Source organism: Streptomyces stelliscabiei (genome assembly GCF_014873495.1).
GTDB lineage: Bacteria > Actinomycetota > Actinomycetes > Streptomycetales > Streptomycetaceae > Streptomyces > Streptomyces bottropensis.
In genome coordinates this window covers 4550808-4567996 of the sequence record NZ_JADBGF010000001.1, presented here as the reverse complement: position 1 = coordinate 4567996, position 17189 = coordinate 4550808, and the positions used below count along the sequence as shown (strand labels likewise).

At 72.2% G+C, this 17189-nt stretch carries 18 protein-coding genes; 12 read left to right on the top strand and 6 right to left on the bottom strand.

Translation table 11 applies throughout. From position 1 onward, the window contains the following. Positions 1-419: 419 nt before the first annotated feature. The 5 genes from H4687_RS20025 (at position 420) to H4687_RS20005 (ending at position 5537) form a co-directional block, all read left to right on the top strand. Positions 420-1025 carry a TetR/AcrR family transcriptional regulator gene (locus H4687_RS20025; protein WP_046912806.1) on the top strand — a complete coding sequence of 202 codons (606 nt, stop codon included), beginning with the start codon at positions 420-422 and terminating at the stop codon, positions 1023-1025. A gap of 149 nt (positions 1026-1174) precedes the next feature. Next, on the top strand, positions 1175-3487 hold the full coding sequence (locus H4687_RS20020; RefSeq protein ID WP_046912805.1) for an MMPL family transporter: 2313 nt from the start codon (positions 1175-1177) through the stop codon (positions 3485-3487). A gap of 199 nt (positions 3488-3686) precedes the next feature. Further along, entirely contained in the window at positions 3687-4211 is a 525-nt protein-coding gene (locus H4687_RS20015; RefSeq protein WP_046912809.1) for a DinB family protein, read from the top strand. 96 nt (positions 4212-4307) lie between these two features. Further along, a complete protein-coding gene (locus H4687_RS20010; RefSeq protein ID WP_050398350.1) occupies positions 4308-4547 on the top strand; it encodes a hypothetical protein in 240 nt (79 codons plus the stop codon). Positions 4548-4667: 120 nt separating this feature from the next. Next, positions 4668-5537 (top strand): intradiol ring-cleavage dioxygenase, encoded by an 870-nt coding sequence (locus H4687_RS20005; protein ID WP_046912803.1) that lies wholly within the window; start codon positions 4668-4670, stop codon positions 5535-5537. A 17-nt stretch (positions 5538-5554) separates the two neighbouring features. Here H4687_RS20005 and H4687_RS20000 read toward each other — a convergent pair whose 3' ends face one another. Next, positions 5555-6238: a histidine phosphatase family protein gene (locus H4687_RS20000; protein WP_046912808.1), complete on the bottom strand. Its 684-nt coding sequence runs from the start codon at positions 6236-6238 to the stop codon at positions 5555-5557. Positions 6239-6312: 74 nt separating this feature from the next. Beyond that, the gene (locus tag H4687_RS19995; RefSeq protein WP_046912802.1) at positions 6313-6657 is read right to left on the bottom strand and encodes an SsgA family sporulation/cell division regulator; all 345 of its coding nucleotides are present in this window, start codon (positions 6655-6657) and stop codon (positions 6313-6315) included. A gap of 286 nt (positions 6658-6943) precedes the next feature. On the opposite strand from H4687_RS19995, the gene H4687_RS19990 reads away from it, so the two are divergent. The 6 genes from H4687_RS19990 (at position 6944) to H4687_RS19965 (ending at position 12327) form a co-directional block, all read left to right on the top strand. Further along, on the top strand, positions 6944-8017 hold the full coding sequence (locus tag H4687_RS19990) for an energy-coupling factor ABC transporter permease (protein WP_050398351.1): 1074 nt from the start codon (positions 6944-6946) through the stop codon (positions 8015-8017). A gap of 1 nt (position 8018) precedes the next feature. After that, entirely contained in the window at positions 8019-8780 is a 762-nt protein-coding gene (gene cbiQ / locus H4687_RS19985) for a cobalt ECF transporter T component CbiQ (RefSeq protein WP_046912800.1), read from the top strand. Then, complete coding sequence (locus H4687_RS19980) at positions 8768-9589, top strand: energy-coupling factor ABC transporter ATP-binding protein (RefSeq protein WP_225966750.1); 822 nt, start codon at positions 8768-8770, stop codon at positions 9587-9589. Before cbiQ ends, H4687_RS19980 begins: the two co-directional genes overlap by 13 nt. 296 nt (positions 9590-9885) lie before the next feature. Then, complete coding sequence (locus H4687_RS19975; protein ID WP_046920006.1) at positions 9886-10359, top strand: MarR family winged helix-turn-helix transcriptional regulator; 474 nt, start codon at positions 9886-9888, stop codon at positions 10357-10359. A gap of 148 nt (positions 10360-10507) precedes the next feature. Continuing rightward, positions 10508-10978 carry an organic hydroperoxide resistance protein gene (locus H4687_RS19970; RefSeq protein ID WP_005485882.1) on the top strand — a complete coding sequence of 157 codons (471 nt, stop codon included), beginning with the start codon at positions 10508-10510 and terminating at the stop codon, positions 10976-10978. Positions 10979-11148: 170 nt separating this feature from the next. Further along, entirely contained in the window at positions 11149-12327 is a 1179-nt protein-coding gene (locus H4687_RS19965) for a serine hydrolase domain-containing protein (RefSeq protein ID WP_046920005.1), read from the top strand. 324 nt (positions 12328-12651) lie between these two features. Here H4687_RS19965 and H4687_RS19960 read toward each other — a convergent pair whose 3' ends face one another. The 3 genes from H4687_RS19960 to H4687_RS19950 form a co-directional block, all read right to left on the bottom strand. Beyond that, entirely contained in the window at positions 12652-12927 is a 276-nt protein-coding gene (locus tag H4687_RS19960; protein WP_028797039.1) for a DUF1876 domain-containing protein, read from the bottom strand. Between the two features lie 80 nt (positions 12928-13007). Beyond that, complete coding sequence (locus H4687_RS19955) at positions 13008-13853, bottom strand: DMT family transporter (protein WP_046920004.1); 846 nt, start codon at positions 13851-13853, stop codon at positions 13008-13010. Continuing rightward, positions 13850-14362: a YbaK/EbsC family protein gene (locus H4687_RS19950; protein WP_046920003.1), complete on the bottom strand. Its 513-nt coding sequence runs from the start codon at positions 14360-14362 to the stop codon at positions 13850-13852. Before H4687_RS19950 ends, H4687_RS19955 begins: the two co-directional genes overlap by 4 nt. A 329-nt stretch (positions 14363-14691) precedes the next feature. Between H4687_RS19950 and H4687_RS19945 the strand changes: the two genes are divergently transcribed. Next, positions 14692-15324 carry an RBBP9/YdeN family alpha/beta hydrolase gene (locus H4687_RS19945; RefSeq protein WP_050398352.1) on the top strand — a complete coding sequence of 211 codons (633 nt, stop codon included), beginning with the start codon at positions 14692-14694 and terminating at the stop codon, positions 15322-15324. Between the two features lie 16 nt (positions 15325-15340). On the opposite strand, the gene H4687_RS19940 is transcribed toward H4687_RS19945, so the two are convergent. Further along, positions 15341-17101 carry a penicillin-binding transpeptidase domain-containing protein gene (locus tag H4687_RS19940; protein WP_046918623.1) on the bottom strand — a complete coding sequence of 587 codons (1761 nt, stop codon included), beginning with the start codon at positions 17099-17101 and terminating at the stop codon, positions 15341-15343. Positions 17102-17189 lie beyond the last annotated feature (88 nt).

Below are 17189 nucleotides of genomic sequence, written 5' to 3'. Positions count from 1 at the left end.
CGGTCCGTTGCTCCGGGTCCGACGTTCGCTCCGGGTGCGTCTCCTGCTTCCGGTCTGTCCCTTGCTCCGGGTCCGTCGCTCGCTCGTGGCGCGGCGCCTGCTCCGGGCCCGGCCCTCGCTCCGGGCCCGTCCCTTGCCCCGAGCCCGTCCCTCGCCCCGGGCTCATCCCTCGCTCCTGGCCCGTCCCTCGCTCATAGGTGTCGCTCACCCACCCATGCTTTTCCGCCCGGGAGGCACCGGCAACTTCACCGCCGTGACCCAGGACACGTACGAAACGGTTTCGTTTTCTTGGCGGGCCGGGGTATCTTCTTAAGCGTACGAAACCGTTTCGTTCGGGAACGGGGTCGTCGGCCCGTGCCTCAGGGGTGCGGCCGGTAGCCTTGTCGTCCCGAACGCCAAGCCGGAGCAAGGGAAGTGCGATGACTGAGACCGCGACGGTGCGCCGCAGTCGGATCACGCCCGAGCGCGAGGCCGAGCTGTACGCGGCCGTCCTCGACCTGCTCCGGGAGGTCGGCTACGACGCTCTCACCATGGACGCCGTGGCCGCCCGCACCCGGTCCAGCAAGGCCACCCTCTACCGCCAGTGGGGCGGCAAGGCCGAGCTGGTGGCGAAGGCGATGCGGGCCAACAAGCCCGGCCCCGACATCGCCTCCGTCGACACCGGGTCCCTGCGGGGCGACATGCACGCGATGATCGGCACCCAGGACGACTGCACCATGGAACAGAACTCCGCGCTCATGCGGGGCCTGGCCATGGCGATCCACGGAAATCCCGACCTCCTGAAGGCGTTCCGCGAGCTGATCATCGAGCCCGAGGTGGAGGAGACCCGCCGCATGCTGCAACGTGCCGTCGACCGGGGTGAGGTCCGCGAGGACAACCCGGCCATCGACTACGTGCTGCACATGTTCATCGGGGCCTACGTCGCGCGCGGCATGATCGAGGACCTGCCGCCGACCCAGGGCTTCCTCGCTTCGTACATCGACGCCGTGGTCCTCCCCGCCCTCGGTGTGTCGACCACCCAGTAGTCCCGTAGTCGGCGAACACCCGTACCTGACGCCACCGCTCATGTCGTCGGGCTGATCACCCCTGCCCCTCTCGCCTTCCCCGCCTTCGGCACGGGCTGATCCGTCCTGCCCTCCTGCACGTCCACGACCTGAACGGGAGTACCGCCCCCGTGGCCACTTTCCTCTACAAACTCGGTCGACTCGCCTTCCGGCGACGACATTTCGTAGCCCTGATCTGGGTGGCACTGCTGACGCTCGCGGGCGTCGGCGCCGCCTCCGCGCCCGCCGCCGGATCCTCCTCCTTCTCCATCCCCGGCACCGAGGCCCAGAAGGCCTTCGACCTGCTGGAGCAGCGCTACCCCGGCATGAGCGCCGACGGCGCCACCGCCCGGGTCGTCTTCAAGGCGCCCAAGGGCGAGAAGATGACCGACGCCGCCAACAAGGCGGCCGTCGAGAAGACGGTCGGGGAACTGGGCGACGGCTCCGAAGTCGTCTCCGTCAGCGACCCGTTCACCACCCGCGCGGTCAGCCAGGACGGGACGGTCGCCTACGCCTCGGTGACGTACAAGGTCCCGGCCATGGAGCTGAAGGACTCCTCGAAGGAGGCCCTGGAGACCACCGCGCACAAGGCGCAGGCCGCCGGGCTCACGGTCGAGATGGGCGGCGACGCCCTGCAGCCCGAGCCGGAGACGGCGGCCACCGGCGAGATCATCGGTCTCGCCCTCGCCGCGGTCGTCCTCGTCATCACCCTGGGCTCGCTGGTCGCGGCCGGGCTGCCGCTGCTGACGGCGATCATCGGCGTCGGCATCGGTGTCTCCACCATTACCGCGCTCGCCAGCGCGCTCGACCTCGGCGACACCACCTCCACCCTCGCCCTGATGATCGGTCTCGCGGTCGGTATCGACTACGCGCTGTTCATCGTCTCCCGCTACCGGTCCGAACTGGCCGAGGGCAGGGAACGCGAGGAGGCGGTCGGCCGGGCCGTCGGCACCGCCGGCTCGGCGGTGGTCTTCGCGGGGCTCACGGTCGTGATCGCCCTGGCCGGTCTCGCGGTCGTCAACGTGCCGATGCTGACCAAGATGGGTCTCGCGGCGGCGGGCACGGTCGTCGTCGCGGTCCTCATCGCCCTCACCATGGTCCCGGCGCTGCTCGGCTACGCGGGCCGCAAGGTCCGGCCCGCCGGTGAGAAGGGCGGACTGCTCGGACGCGGCAGGGCGAAGAAGTCCACCGAGGGACCTGCCGAGGGACCTGCCGAGGTCTCCGCCGCGAAGACCGGTGCGAAGACCGCCGCGAAGACCGGTGAGGCGCCCGTCGCGGGCAAGCCCAGCCTGGGCACCCGCTGGGCGAGCTTCGTCGTCCGTCGTCCGGTGGCCGTGCTGCTGCTCGGCGTCGTCGGCCTCGGGGCGATCGCGCTCCCGGCCGGCCGGCTGGAGCTGGGCCTGCCCGACGACGGTTCGCAGCCGACGTCCACCACGCAGCGCCGGGCGTACGACCTGCTCTCGGAAGGATTCGGACCCGGCTTCAACGGCCCCCTGATGGTCGTCGTCGACGCCAAGGACAGCGCGTCCCCGCAGCGGGCCGCCACCGCGGTGACCGACGAGATCAAGGGTCTCGACGACGTCGTGACGGTGACGCCCGCGACCTTCAACAAGGCCGGCGACACCGCGATGATCACGGTGATCCCGAAGTCCAAGCCGTCCTCGACGCAGACCGAGGACCTGGTGCACTCCATCCGTGACGCGGGCGCCGGCGTGACGGCGGACACGGACGCGAAGGTGCTGGTCACCGGTGCCACCGCGATGAACATCGACTTCTCGCAGAAGCTCACCGACGCGCTGCTCCCCTATCTCGCGCTGGTGGTGGGCCTGGCCTTCCTCCTGCTGATCGTGATCTTCCGGTCGATCCTGGTTCCGCTGAAGGCGGCCCTCGGCTTCCTGCTCAGCGTGCTGGCCGCGCTCGGCGCCGTGGTCGCGGTCTTCCAGTGGGGCTGGCTGGCGGGGCTCATCGGGGTCGAGGAGACCGGCCCGATCATGTCGATGATGCCGATCTTCATGGTGGGCGTGGTCTTCGGCCTGGCCATGGACTACGAGGTGTTCCTCGTGACCCGGATGCGCGAGGCGTACGTGCACGGCGAGAACGCTCACCAGGCCGTGGTGACGGGCTTCAGGTACAGCGCACGGGTGGTCGCGGCCGCCGCGGCGATCATGATGGCCGTCTTCGCCGGCTTCATCAGTTCCGGCGAGTCGATGATCAAGATGATCGGCTTCGGTCTCGCCATCGCCGTCTTCTTCGACGCGTTCGTCGTCCGCATGGCCATCGTCCCGGCCGTCCTCGCCCTCCTGGGCGACAAGGCCTGGTGGCTGCCGAAGTGGCTCGACCGGGCGCTGCCGAACGTCGACGTCGAGGGTGAGGGGCTGCGGGCGAACGACGCCACCGGGACCTCGGCCGAGGACGACGAGGACAGGGAGCTGATCCGCGCCTGACACGCGGGACGGACACGCAGGACCGCCGGTGAGGGCCCGTGAGGACGGGCGCCCTCACCGGCTTCCGCGTGAGGGGTGAAAATGACGGATGCCCGAAGAGACCGACGCGAACCATGCCCCCGACGCCCCCGACGCCCCCGACGCCCCCGACGCCCCCGACGCCCCCGACGCCCCCGACGCCCCCGACGCGCGCGACGAGATCGACGCGACCGACGAGACTCGTGACACCCGTGTGGGCCCGCCCCACCTCGGCACGGAACGCGCCACACTCCGCGCCTTCCTCGACTACCACCGCGCGACCCTCGCCATGAAGTGCGCGGGCCTCACGGACGAGGAACTGCGCCGCCGGTCGATGCCCCCGTCGACCCTTTCGCTGCTGGGCCTCGTACGGCACATGGCGGAGGTCGAACGCGCCTGGTTCCGCCGGGTGTTCGAGGACCACGACGCCCCCATGGTGTGGTCGAAGGAGATCGACTTCCAGGCGGCGTACGACGCGAGCGCCTCGACGCGGGCGGAGGCGTTCGGGGCGTGGGAGGCGGAGGTGGAGACCTCGCGCCGTATCGAACGGGAGGCGGAGTCACTGGACCTCGTCGGCCACCAGCCGCGCTGGAACGAGGAGGTCTCGCTCCGGATGGTCATGATCCACGTCCTGCTGGAGTACGCCCGCCACAACGGCCACGCGGACTTCCTGCGGGAGGGGGTGGACGGGACGGTCGGGGCGTGACCCGGGCCGGGGCCCCTCAGAGGTGCTGTTCGGCCGTCATGATGAGACGCGTCCCGTGCGATCCGGCTTGTACGGCGGGTACGGCGGGTACGGCAGGTGGACAGGCGGGTCGGTGTCGGTGCCGGCAACGTGCTCCTGTGCTGCGTGCTTCTCACCCGGGCCGAGGAGACCGCGGCCTGGCAGCTCGCGGGGCGGATCCTCGGCTGGTGGTTGCTGGGCGGGCTGGCGCTGTTCCCGGTGCTGGGGCTGACGCGGGCGTTGGTCGTCCACCTGACGACGATGATCGCGACCCCTCCGGCGCTGTTCACGCTCGTGGTGCTGGGGGCCGTACGGTGACCGGATGCGGCGCCCGGCTGACAACGTGCCCATGGCAGGCGGCTGGGAAGCGCACAGGAAGCGCTCGTAGCATCACGCGCATTCCATGACGGGAATCTTCGGAAGGCGTGGTTCGGCATCATGAGCACAGCACCCACGAACGGCAGCGGCGGCCATGGCCACGGGCACGACCACGACGACGAGTTCGACAGAGGGCTCTCGTACGACCTCCCGGTGTTCGCCCGCCGCCGCATGATCAGACTGCTGGCCGGCGCGAGCATGGTCCCGCTGGTCGCGGCCTGTTCCACGGACGGCTCCGGCGGCGGCTCCGCGTCGGACGCGTCCTCCTCCGGCTCGTCGTCGGCCGGCGCCTCCGGCGCCGACTGCGAGGTCATCCCCACCGAGACGGCCGGCCCCTACCCCGGTGACGGCTCGAACGGCCCGGACGTCCTCAAGGAGAGCGGTGTCGTCCGGCGGGACATCGCGAAGAGTTTCGGCTCGGCCGACGGCGTCGCCGAAGGCATCCCGCTGACGATCACGCTGACGGTCGTCGACCAGGCCTCCGGCTGCGACACCCCGAAGGAGGGCGCAGCGGTCTACGTGTGGCACTGCGACCGGGAGGGCCGGTACTCCCTCTACTCCGACGGCGTCACCGAGGAGAACTACCTGCGCGGCGTCCAGGAGGCCGACGACAAGGGCCAGGTCACCTTCACGTCGATCTTCCCCGGCTGCTACCCGGGCCGCTGGCCGCACGTCCACTTCGAGGTCTACGACAGCCTGGAGGACGCCACCGCCGCCGAGAACATCGCCGCCACCTCCCAGCTCGCCTTCCCCAAGGACGTGTGCGACACCGTGTACGCGACGGACGGGTACAGCGCGAGCGTCGAGAACCTCGGCCGCCTCTCCCTGGAGACCGACAACATCTTCAGCGACGGCTACGACCAGCAGCTCGCCACCATGAAGGGCGGCACCGACCAGGGATACACGGCCACCCTCACCGTCCCGGTGTGATCCCGCGAGCCCTTCGCTCAGCCCGGATCGAGGTGGGCCGTGTCCCCCCACCGCGTCAGCCGCAGCCGTCCCCCGTCGCTCTCCCACTGCGAGACCGAGGCGTTGGGGACGGGCGGCAGCCCGTCGGGACACGCCGCGCCGAGGCCCGCGCACACGAGGCGTACGGCGACGGCGATCGCGTCGTGCGCGATCAGCAGTACCCGCCGGCCGGGGGCGACCCGGTCCAGCTCGCCGACGAAGTCCCGCACCCGCAGCACCACATCGGTCAGCGCCTCCCCGCCCGGCGGACGGTAGAACCAGTCGCCGACGAGGGCCCACCGTGCCGCCTCCTCGGGCGCGCGGGCCCGCCGGGCGTCCGGCGGGTGCATCTCGAAGATCCCCGTCTCCCGGTCCCGCAGCCGCTCGTCGACGAGGAGCGGAGGCGGGACCGCACGCGGGTGCCCGGCCATCGCCTCCCAGGTCTGCCGGGCCCGTACGTAAGGCGAGCAGACCACCAGATCCGGCCCGGGTCCGCCGTCGGGAGCCTCCTCGCCGCCGGTCCCGGCGATCCCCGCCAGCCACCCGCCCAGCGCTCCGGCCTGCGTACGGCCCAGCTCCGACAGCGGAACATCCCCGCCCCGGCCCGGCAACGGCACCGTCGACCCGGTCCGCTCGGCCTCGGCGTACGCCACGTTCGCGGTGCTCTGCCCGTGCCGCACCACCCACAACGACGCGAGGGTGTACGGGGGCGGCAGCCCCTCACCGGGCGGGGGCGCCGAGCCGGCGCCGGACGCGCTCAGTGCGCCACCGGCACGGCCGTGTACGTCCGCCGCAGGAAGCGGATCAGTGCCTTCGTGTCGAACTGCATCACCGCCACCCCCTGCGCGGAGTGGAACTCCATGACGGCCTGGACCCGGCCGCAGGGCCAGATGCTCACAGAGCCGGAGGTGGTGGGGGTGCGCAGGCCGCGTTCGAGCAGGTCGCGGGGGAAGGTCCACTCGTCGGGACCGGGCAGGCGCACGCGGACGGCGGAGGCATCGGTGTCGGGGTCGTAGCGCAGGATGACCGGCACGGTGTCCCGGTCATCGGGGGAGTCCGTGACGACATGGGCCCGGGCGTACTGCTCGACGGTGACAGACATCGGGCTGCTCCTCACGCTGAGTGACCCACGCAGAAGCCGTGCATCCGCTGTCCACCGCTTCCGCTGTCTCTCCAATGTCGCATATTTTCCGCCCGGCGCCCCCGGAGGCCCCGCGGCTGCGGCGAGCTGTTCGCTATTCAGCGCCTAGGCGCTCTTGCAAGAGGGTCGCAACAGGGCTCTATCATCGTAAGGTTCCAGCCACTCCGGCCCCCGTCGGAAGGCAGTCCCCAGCCAGCGCGTCCCCACCCGGTGGCCCGGCCCCCGTACCAGGAGAGCGAGCCCTCGTATGCACGTCCCCGACGGATTCATCAACGCCCCCGTCTCGGCGGTCGCCGGAGTCGTCGCCGCCGGTGCGGTCGCCGTGAGCCTGCGCGGCGCCCGGCGTGAGCTGGACGAGCGGACGGCGCCGCTCGCCGGTCTCGTCGCGGCGTTCATCTTCGCCGTGCAGATGCTGAACTTCCCGGTCGCGGCCGGGACCAGCGGACATCTGCTCGGCGGGGCCCTGGCCGCGATACTCGTGGGCCCCTACACAGGGATCCTGTGCGTGTCCGTGGTGCTCCTGATGCAGGGCATCCTCTTCGCCGACGGCGGCCTCACCGCGCTCGGCGTGAACATCAGCGTGATGGCGGTCGTCACGTCCGTCGTCGCCTACGCCGTCTTCCGCGGGCTGGCCAAGGTCCTGCCCAGGACGCGCCGCTCGATCACCGTCTCCGCCTTCGTCGCCGCGCTGATCTCCGTGCCCGCCGCGGCCGCCGCCTTCACACTCGTCTACGCGATCGGCGGCACCACGGACGTGCCGATCGGCTCGGTGCTCACCGCCATGGTCGGCGTCCACGTCCTCATCGGTCTCGGCGAGGCCGCGATCACCGCCGCCACGGTCGGCGCCGTCATCGCCGTACGGCCGGACCTCGTCCACGGCGCCCGCGGTCTGACCGCCCCGCTGAAGCTGAGGATCGACGGCGAACTGGTCGACGCCCCCGCCGCCGCGCCCGCCCCCGCCGCCGCGCCCGCCCCGGTCGCCCGCTCCCCGCGCACCCTCCTCCTCGCCGGCCTCGGCACCTCCCTCCTCCTCGCCGGTGTCGTCAGCTTCTACGCGTCGGCCGACCCCGACGGGCTGGAGAAGGTCGCCGCCGACAAGGGCATCGACGCCAAGGTCGAGGACCACGCCGCCGCCGACTCCCCGCTCGCCGACTACGGCGTCGAGGGCCTCGACAACGCCCGGCTCGCGGGCGGTCTCGCGGGCGTGATCGGAGTCGGCGTCACCGTCGCCGCCGGTACCGGCATCTTCTGGGCCGTGCGCAGGCGGCGTACGAACGACACCTCCCCGGCCGCCGTCCCGGACCTCCGCGAGAACGCCTGACATGGGCGCCGGCCACGCCCACAAGCTGTACCGGCACGCGCACTCGCCCGTGCACGCCCTGCCCCCGCACACCAAGCTCGCGGCCGTCTTCGCCTTCGTCGTCGTCGTGGTGTCGACGCCGAGGGAGGCGATGTGGGCGTTCGGGCTGTACGCCGTGCTGCTCGGCGTGGTCGCGCACCTGGCCCGCGTACCCGCCGGGTTCCTGCTCCGGCGGCTGCTGATCGAGATCCCGTTCGTCGCGTTCGCCGTGCTCATGCCGTTCGTGGCGCAGGGCGAGCGTGTCGAGGTCCTCGGGATGTCCCTGAGCGTCAGCGGGCTGTGGGGTGCCTGGAACGTCCTCGCCAAGGGCACGCTGGGCGTCGCCGCCTCCGTCCTCCTCGCGTCCACCACCGAACTCCGCGCACTCCTCCTCGGACTCCAGCGCCTGAAACTGCCGCCGCTGCTCGTCCAGATCGCGTCCTTCATGATCCGCTACGGGGACGTGATCACCGACGAGATGCGGCGGATGCGGATCGCGCGCGAGTCGCGCGGGTTCGAGGCGAGCGGCGTACGGCACTGGGGGGTTCTCGCCAAGACGGCCGGGGCGCTGTTCATCCGTTCCTACGAGCGGGGCGAGCGGGTCCATCTGGCCATGATCAGCCGGGGGTACGCGGGGACCATGCCCGTGATCGACGAGGTGACCGCGTCCCGGGCGCAGTGGTCGTACGCGTTCGCCCTCCCGGTCGCCGCGCTCGTCGTCTGTCTGCTGGGATGGAGCTTGTGACCGCGCCCGAGAACCCCGTGAATCCCGTGAACTCCGTGAGCCCCGTGAGCCCCGTGGATCCCGTGCCCCCGTCCCTCCAGGTCGCCGGGCTGGCCTTCGCCTACCCCGACGGTCATCAGGCCCTCTTCGGCGTCGACTTCACCGTCGGGCGGGGCGAGCGGGTGGCGCTGCTCGGGCCGAACGGGGCCGGGAAGACCACGCTCGTCCTGCACCTCAACGGCATCCTCACCGGGGGCGCGGGCACGGTGACCGTCGCCGGGATGCCCGTCGGCAAGCGGCACATGGCGGAGATCCGGCGCAAGGTCGGCATCGTCTTCCAGGACCCGGACGACCAGTTGTTCATGCCGACCGTGCGGGAGGACGTGGCCTTCGGGCCCGCGGCGGCGGGGATGACGGGTCCCGAGCTGGAGGCCCGGGTGGACCGGGCCCTCGCGCAGGTCGGGATGGCGGAGTTCAAGGAACGGCCGCCGCACCACCTGTCGTTCGGCCAGCGGCGGCGGGTGGCCGTCGCCACGGTCCTCGTCATGGAGCCGGAGATTCTCGTCCTCGACGAGCCGTCCTCCAACCTCGACCCGGCCTCCCGGCGCGAACTGGCCGACATCCTGCGGGCGTTGGACGTCACCGTCCTCATGGTCACGCACGACCTGCCGTACGCGCTCGAACTCTGCCCGCGTTCCCTGATCCTCAGCGAGGGGGTCATCGCGGCGGACGGCCCGACGGGGGAACTCCTCACCGACGACACCCTGATGCGCGCCCACCGCCTGGAACTCCCCTTCGGCTTCGACCCCCGCTCGGTGCGAGCGGGCTAGCCGGCCGGGTCCGCTGTCGCCCGCGGGCCCGGTGGGGCCCGTTCGCGCAGTTCCCCGCGCCCCTGAAAACCCGGGGCTGTGCCCCAGGTTCTCCAGCCCCACGACTGCCGTCGCAGGCCCGCAGGGCCTGTGCTTTTCGGGGGCGCGGGGAACTGCGCGAGATCCACCACCGGACCCGCGGACGAAACCGCTCCCGCGCCGGTGCTCTTCAGGGGCGCGGGGAACTGCGCGAACAACCCCCACCCACCCGCACGCGACCACGACCCCCCGACACCACCCCCCACGCGTCCGTGACAATGGGCCCCGTGACGAATCAAGCGGATGCGCAACGCCACGGTTCGCTGCTCCTCGACGAGCAGCTCTGTTTCGCGCTGTACGCGGCCCAGCGCGCGGTGACCGCCGCCTACCGCCCGCTGCTCGACGAACTCGGCCTCACCTACCCGCAGTACCTGGTCATGCTCTCCCTCTGGGAGCGCGGCGAGACCACCGTCAAGGAACTCGCGGGCGCCCTGCGCCTCGACTACGGCACCATCTCGCCCCTGCTCAAGCGCCTGGAGGCGGCCGGACTGCTGCGCCGCGAACGCTCGCTGCGGGACGAGCGCACGGTGCGCATCGCGCTCACCGGCCGCGGCGAACAGCTCCGCGACCGCGCGGCGGCCGTCCCCGCCACCCTCGCCGCCGCGACCGGCCTGCAGGGCCCCGAGGTCGCCCGGCTGCGCGAGGAACTGTGGCAGGTCACGGCGCGGGCGACCAAGGCGGCGGGCCGCTGAGCGGAGGTGACCCAGTGGTCTTCGTGTTACCCGTGGTTACTACCCCCTGGTAACCGCTCTCCCCTACCGACCGGTACCTTGTGCACGATGTATTCGTGCGCGCCTGTCCTGGGGAGGCCACGCGCTCGTCCTGGGGGAGGCCAAGGGCATGACTGACGACGCCGCGGTGGAGACCGGTGCGGACACCCGTCCGGACACGCGTCCGACGAAGATCATGTACGTCGCCGAGGCCACCGCGCACGGCGGCCGGAACGGCTACATCACCAGCCAGGACGGCCAGATCGACCTCAAGGTCGCGATGCCGCCGGCGATGGGCGGCGACGGCGAGGGCACCAACCCCGAGCAGCTGTTCGCCGCGGGGTACAGCTCCTGCTTCCACAACGCGCTGGTCCTCGTCGGCCGCCGCGCGGGCTACGACCTGACCGGCTCCACCGTCGCCGCGAAGGTCGGCATCGGCCCCAACAAGCAGCGCGGCTACGGCCTGGCCGTCGCCCTCAGCGTCTCGCTCCCGATCATCGACCAGGACATCGCGGCCAAACTCGTCGACGCGGCCCACCAGGTCTGCCCGTACTCCAACGCCACCCGCGACAACATCGAGGTCTCGATCCTGCTGGGCTGAGTGCGGTGCGGCCCCGGGCGGGAGCGGCCCCGGGCGGGAGGAATCCGGAACCCTGCCTGTACGTTGCATCCGTCGTCGCGGCGAACGGATCGCGGCGAACGGATCGCGTGGGCGGTCGCGGCGCGTGGTCGCTGCTCGGCCGCGGTGGACGAACGGACAGGGAGCTCGGCGTGGACGTGAACGGTACGGTCGCCGAGGACTTCGAGCCGGTCAGGACCGCGTTCGTACGCAACTTCGAGGCGCTCGGCGAGCGAGGCGCGGCGGTCGTCGTGTACCGGCACGGGCGCAAGGTCGTCGACCTGTGGGCCGGCACCCGTGACATCGACGGCGACGCGCCCTGGCGGCACGGCACCGCCCAGATCATGCGCTCGGCGACGAAGGGCGTGGCCGCCGCGGTGGCGCTGATGCTGGCCGAGCGCGGGGAGTTGGACCTCGACGCGCCGGTGGGCCGGTACTGGCCGGAGTTCAAGGCGCACGGCAAGGACCGCGCGCTGGTGCGACACGTGCTCGGCCACCGGACGGGGCTCCCCGCCCTGGACCGGCCCCTCACCCCCGCCGCATCGCTGGACCCGCGCCGGGGACCGGCCGCCGTGGCCGCGCAGGCCCCCGCCTGGGAACCCGGCACCGACCACGGCTACCACCCGCTGACGTACGGCTGGATGCTCGACGAACTGGTCCGGCGCGTGACCGGCCGGGGAACGGGCGAGTGGATCGCCTCCGACATCGCCGCCCCGCTGGGCCTGGACGACGACCTGTGGCTCGGCCTGCCGGACACGGTGGCGGCCGCGGGCCGGGTCGGCCGCGCGGGCCGTCTGGAGTCGGCGCCCGAACCCTCGGGCGGCCTGCGGGTACGCGCCAAGCGGTCGGTCACCGAGGCCTACGACGACCCCGACTCCCTCACCCGCCGCGCCTTCGCCGCGATCACCCCGTTCCCGGACCAGAACGACCCGGCCTACCGCGCGTCCGCCCTCCCCGCGACCAACGGCATCGCCACGGCGGACGCCCTGGCCCGCTTCTACGCGGCGCTCCTCGGCGAGGTCGACGGCGTACGGCTGTTCGGTCCGGCGACCATGGAGGCGGCCCGTGCCGAGGAATCCGCCGGCCCCGACCGCGTCCTCGTCATCAACACCCGCTTCGGCCTCGGCTACATGCTCCACGGCACCGCCTCACCGCTGCTCGGCGCCGGCTCCTTCGGCCACCCCGGCCGGGGCGGCCCCCTCGGCTTCGCCGACCCGGAGACCGGCATCGCCTTCGGCTACGTCACGAACGGCTACCGTAAGACGGTGACGGCGGACCCCCGGGCGCAGGCCCTGGTGAGGGCGGTGCGGGAGGCGTTGGCGCGGCGCTGAGCGTCGATCGGCCACGCCCGCACGATCGCCGCCGCGGAGGGGCCGTCACGGGTGAGCGGCCGGACCGGCCCAGGGCTCCCCCGCTGGTGTCCTGGCCCGGTCCCGGTGTTTCCGGACGGCCGCACTCCGCGGCGGCGATCACCAGGATGCGCGGAAATCCGGCCAATGTCGTTGGCTGACGGTCCACTGTCACTTGGCAACGCGTCCACTCTTCGCGCGCCGACATGCGCGGACGCCACCGCGCCCGCTCGCGCGCGGCCGCCTTCCGGCCGTGTACGGGTGGGCGCGATGGCGCCGTCCGGTCGTCCTCGCCGACCCGGAGCGTCAGAGCGCGATCGGGTGGGACGTCCGGCCCGATGCCTCGTCTATCTCGTCGTGGGCCTTGGTGAGGAGCTTCATGGCCAGCTCGTTCAAGGCCCGCGCGCCGGCTATCTCCTCGCCGACCCGGGGCTGCCGGGAGTCGGAGCGGTGACGGCTGGCGTAGCCGTTCGCACGTACTTCCTGCCCGTCGGGGAGCCGTACGAGGGCCGCCGCACGGGTGCGCTGGTCGTCCTCCTGGAACTCCAGCTCGATATGCCATCCGACTGTGGACTTCATCATGACGATCACCTCCGGAACCGCTCTTTCCAGAGTGCCCCTCCGCGCCCGGGGACGCACGGCCTGCCCGGCACGCGTTCCGTCTACCCGGCGTGCAGCATCAGCCCGATCCCCACCACCAGCAGACCGGCCGCCACCAGCCTCGGCGCCCCGAACCGCTCCTTGAAGAACACCGCCCCGATGGCCGCCCCCACGAGGATCGACGACTCCCGCAGGGCCGCTATGGGTGCCAGTTCCGCCTTCGTCTGGGCCCACAGGACCAGGCCGTACGCCGCCACGGACAGCGCGGCGCCGAGCAGACCCACGGCGGCGAACGGCCGGAGCAGGGCGACCGTTTCGCCGCGCCAACGCCAGACCGCGTAGGCGGGGATCGCCAGCCCCTCCAGGGCCATCAGCCAGGCGATGTAGCCCAGGGCGGACCCGGAGGCCCGTACGCCGAGGCCGTCCACGACCGTGTACGAGGCGATCGAGACGCCCGTGGCCAGCGCGGCACCGATCGCCGCCCAGTGGGGGCGGTCGCCGCGCAGGCCCCACAGCGCGACCCCGGTCAGCCCGGCGCAGCTCAGCAGGATGCCGGCCGCCGCCCACCCGTCCGGCACCTCGTGCGCGAAGACGGCGGCGAGCACGGTGACGACGAGGGGCGCGGAGCCGCGGGCGATGGGGTAGGCCTGGCCGAAGTCGCCCAGGCGGAAGGACGTCATCAGCAGCACGTAGTACACGAGGTGCACGACCGTCGAGGCGATCAGATACGGCCACGCGCCGGCCTCCGGGAGCGGCACGAACGGCACCATCGCGAACCCGATCAGCGCCCCGCCGCCGGCTATCAGCGTGAACCCGACCAGCTTGTCCGTGATCTTGTGGGCGATCGCGTTCCAGCTGGCGTGGGTGACCGCGGCGAGCAGTACCGCCGCGGTGACGAGGGGCGTCACGCGCTGTGCTCGCGGACGTCCACCAGGGTGGCGCCCGCGTGGGCGATCAGCGTCCTGGGGTCCATGGGGAAGACGGTGTACGGGGTGCCGGCGGCCGCCCACACGGTCGCGTGGTCCAGGAGCGAGCGGTCCGCGAGGACGCGGGTCCTGGTGCGGTGCCCGAAGGGCGGGACGCCGCCGATCGCGTACCCGGTCGTCTCCCGTACGACGTCCGCGCGGGCCCGGGTGACCTTCGTGGCGCCGAGCTCCCGCCGGACCAGCTCCAGGTCGACCCTCGACGCGCCGTCCATGAGCACCAGCACGGGGACGCCGTCCGCGGCGAAGATCAGCGACTTGCAGATCTCGCTCAACTCGCAGCCGAGGGCCGCCGCCGCCTCCGCCGCGGTCCTCGTGGCCTCCGGGAACCTGCGGATCCGGGCGTGCAGTTCGCCCAGGCCCAGGGTGGTGAGTGCCTCGGCGAAACGGGGGTGGGCGGCGGTGCGCTCGGTGTCCTGCGCGGGGTTGGTCATGCGGGCACGCTAGCGGTGGGTGTACGGGCCATGCGAGGGGGTTGTCGGGGTGGTGCGGTGGGTGTGGGGTGCGGGTGCGGGTGCGTGGGGCATCTCGCGCAGTTCCCCGCGCCCCTAAAAGCCCGGGCCCTGCGGGCCCGAAAGCCCCACCTCTCCTGCAGGCGCGGGAAGTACCGGTCCTGCGTTCCCTGAAAAGCTTGGGGCGTAGCCCCTGTCCTTCAGGGGCGCGGGGAACTGCGCGAGAAGCCCCACCGGCCCGCGCCCGGCGACCCATCCAGCCACAGAGACGGCACTGGACCGGCAGGACCCGCTTCGCTGACGATCTGGGGATGACAGAGACCCCGCCCGCCGACGGCACCCGCGCCTTCCTGATCCTGCACGGGTGGCAGAACCACCGCCCGGCCGCCCACTGGCAGCACTGGCTGGCCGACCGCCTCACCGACCTCGGCCACGAGGTGGCGTACCCGCAGCTGCCGGAGCCGGACGACCCGGACCTGGAGCGGTGGCTGGCGGAACTGGACGCCCTGCTGGCGGAGTTGGCGGGTCGGCGGATCACGGTGGTCTGCCACAGCCTGGCCTGTCTGCTGTGGCTGCACGCGGTCGCGCGGGACGACGTCCTGTCCGGCCCCGTCGACCGCGTCCTGCTCGTCGCCCCGCCCGCCCCCGACGTCGCCCTGGAGCACCCGGAGATAGCCGAGTTCGCCCCGCCGCGGCCGGACCCCGCACGGCTGGCCGCGGCCGCCTCGTACACCCGGGTCGTCGGCGGCGACGACGACCCGTACTGCCCGGGCGGCGCGGCCGCGGTCTACGCCGACCCCCTGGGCCTGCCCGCCGACGTCCTGCCGGGCCAGGCCCACCTGGACCTGGACGCGGGCTACGGTCCCTGGCCGTCGGTCTTCGACTGGTGCCTGGCCGAGTCGCCCGAGTCGTACGAGAAGATCCGCGTCCACGCCCGTACATGACCGCGGACGCCGGGACTCAGCCCCCGCTGCCCGCCTTCAGCAGCGCCGCCACGATCGGCCCCGCCGACTCGCTGCCATGGCCCCCCTCCTGGACGACCCCGGCGGAGGCCAGGTCGCCCTTCCAGGCGGTGAACCACCCGTTGGGCTCCTTCTGGCCGTCCACCTCGGCGGAGCCGGTCTTGGCACCGTAGTCCGGGCCGAGGCCCGACATCGCCTCGGCCGCCGTACCGGCCGCGGCGGTGTATTGGAGGAGTTCGCGCAGCTGCGTGCGGGCCGTGGCGGACAGGGGCCGGGAGGCGGTCGCGAGGGTGCGGCCGTCGACGGAGGGGGCGACGAGGTAGGGCTGTTTGAAGACGCCCGTCTTGGCGGTCGACACCACCGACGCCATGTTCAGCGGGTTCATCCGCACACCGCCCTGGCCGATCAGCGAGGCCGCCATCGGGGCGGCGCTCTGCACCGGTACCGCGCCGTCGAAGCTGGACACGCCGATGGCCCAGTTGTTCAGGCCGAGCCCGAAGACCTGCTGGGCCTCCAGGGTCAGGGAGTTGTCGTCCAGCTTCTTCGCCTGGGAGATGAAGGCGGTGTTGCAGGAGCGCGCGAAGCTCGCCTTGAACGTGCCGTTCTTGATCTCGAACTTGTCGTCGTTCTGGAACTTCCAGCCGCCGTACGACGAGAACTTGGGGCACGGGTGGACCTTGTCCGCCGACGCCAGGCCCTTGTCGATGAGCAGCGCCGACGACACGATCTTCATCGTGGAACCGGGGGCCAGGGAGCCCTGGAACGCCACGTTGAAGGCGCTGGAGTTGGCCGCCGCGAGGATCTCGCCGGTCGAGGGGCGCATCACGACCACCGACGCGCGCTTCGTGGCCGCCACCTTCGACTCGGCGATGGCCTGCAGCGCCGGGCTGAGGGTCGTCCTCAGCTCCCCGGGCGTGCCTTTGCTCAGCTCCAGCAGCGTCTTGTCGGCGGCCTTCTCCTTCGTGGACTTCGTGGACTTGGTGGAGTTCGCGGACTTGGTGGAGCCGGCGGACTTGCTGGAGGAGGTGCCGTCCGGCCCGGCCTTCTCCGGGTCCGCGCGGACGATCCGTAGCTCGACTCCCGCCTTGCCGCCCGCCTTCTTGCCGTACTTCTCCCGCAGACCGTCCAGCACCGAGCCCAGCGAGGGGTACTTCTTCGTCGTCAGCTCGCCGCCGTCCCGGTCGAGGGCCTTCACCGGGGGCGTGCCCGCCTCACCGGTGACCAGGCGGTCGCCCTCGTCGAGGTCGGGGTGCACGACGGACGGCTGCCACGCGACGACGGGTTCGCCGTCCTTCTTCGCCCGTACGACGGTGAGGGCGGACTTGTAGGTGAGCGGCTTGGCCGTGCCCTTGTAGGAGACCGTGCCCTTCACCGTGAACGGCACCATGTCGCCCGCGCGTTTGCCGCGGGTGAGGGTGACGTTTTTGACGTGGGCGTCCTTGGTGAAGCCGGTCAGCGCGGTCTTCGCGGCCGTCGAGTCGTCCGTGGCGGCGGCGGCCTTGGTGACGGTGCCCTTCTGCCAGGCCGTCAGGAACGCGGTCGCGGCGGTGCGGACCTCGACGGCGGACAGGGGGCCGCTCTTCACGGCCTTGGCGTCGGCCGAACGGTCGTCGGCCGACGCGCCGGCGCCGAACACCGTGTACACGGCGACCGCGCCACCACCGAGGGCCGCGACGGCCACTCCGCCCAGGACGAGGTGCCGCCGCGACCTCCCCGACTTCGCGGCCTTCCGCTCGTCGACACGCCTTCTCTTACCCACGCTCCGACCTTCCGCTGCCCCCGGCTGCCTCTCGTCCCTCAACGAGCACCACCACCCTAGAGTCCCGCGGGTCACTCCGTGGGCGGGG